General features: G+C 57.7%; 2 rRNA genes. Both read right to left on the bottom strand.

Going from position 1 to position 1,006, the window contains the following annotated elements:
* Positions 1-631, bottom strand: a 23S ribosomal RNA gene (locus ACFWVV_RS37785); the annotation flags it as partial.
* Between the two features lie 295 nt (positions 632-926).
* Positions 927-1,006 (bottom strand): 16S ribosomal RNA (locus ACFWVV_RS37780); the annotation flags it as partial.

Below are 1,006 nucleotides of genomic sequence, written 5' to 3'. Positions count from 1 at the left end.
GCGACGCTCCCACGGCTTGTAGGCACACGGTTTCAGGTACTATTTCACTCCGCTCCCGCGGTACTTTTCACCATTCCCTCACGGTACTATCCGCTATCGGTCACCAGGGAATATTTAGGCTTAACGGGTGGTCCCGCCAGATTCACACGGGATTTCTCGGGCCCCGTGCTACTTGGGTGTCTCTCAAACGAGCCGTTGATGTTTCAGCTACGGGGGTCTTACCCTCTACGCCGGACCTTTCGCATGTCCTTCGCCTACACCAACGGTTTCTGACTCGTCTCACGCTCGGCAGAACGTGACAAAGAGATCCCACAACCCCGTATACGCAACCCCTGCCGGGTATCACACGCATACGGTTTGGCCTCATCCGGTTTCGCTCGCCACTACTCCCGGAATCACGGTTGTTTTCTCTTCCTGCGGGTACTGAGATGTTTCACTTCCCCGCGTTCCCTCCACATACCCTATGTGTTCAGGTATGGGTGACAGCCCATGACGACTGCCGGGTTTCCCCATTCGGACACCCCCGGATCAAAGCTCGGTTGACAGCTCCCCGGGGCCTATCGTGGCCTCCCACGTCCTTCATCGGTTCCTGGTGCCAAGGCATCCACCGTGCGCCCTTAAAAACTTGGCCACAGATGCTCGCGTCCACTGTGCAGTTCTCAAACAACGACCAGCCACCCATCACCCCCACCGAAGCGGAGTGCACTGGGGCCGGCACTGAAGCCACAACCTTCCGGCCGTACCTTCAGATACCCAACAGCGTGCCCGACCCACTCTTCCCAAGCTCTGTTTTCCACGCCGAAGCAGTACTCACAGACTTGAACCGAGTGTGCCGAATAGTCAACGTTCCACCCATGAGCAACCACCGCCGGACATTTGCCGGCGAAATGGTCTCTGGACACCAGTGGTGTCTAGATGCTCCTTAGAAAGGAGGTGATCCAGCCGCACCTTCCGGTACGGCTACCTTGTTACGACTTCGTCCCAATCGCCAGTCCCACCTTCGACA

The organism is Streptomyces sp. NPDC058663 (assembly GCF_042716745.1).
In the GTDB taxonomy this organism is placed as follows: domain Bacteria; phylum Actinomycetota; class Actinomycetes; order Streptomycetales; family Streptomycetaceae; genus Streptomyces.
The sequence above is the reverse complement of the archived record's forward strand: the minus strand, read 5'-3'. Positions and strand labels throughout refer to the sequence as shown.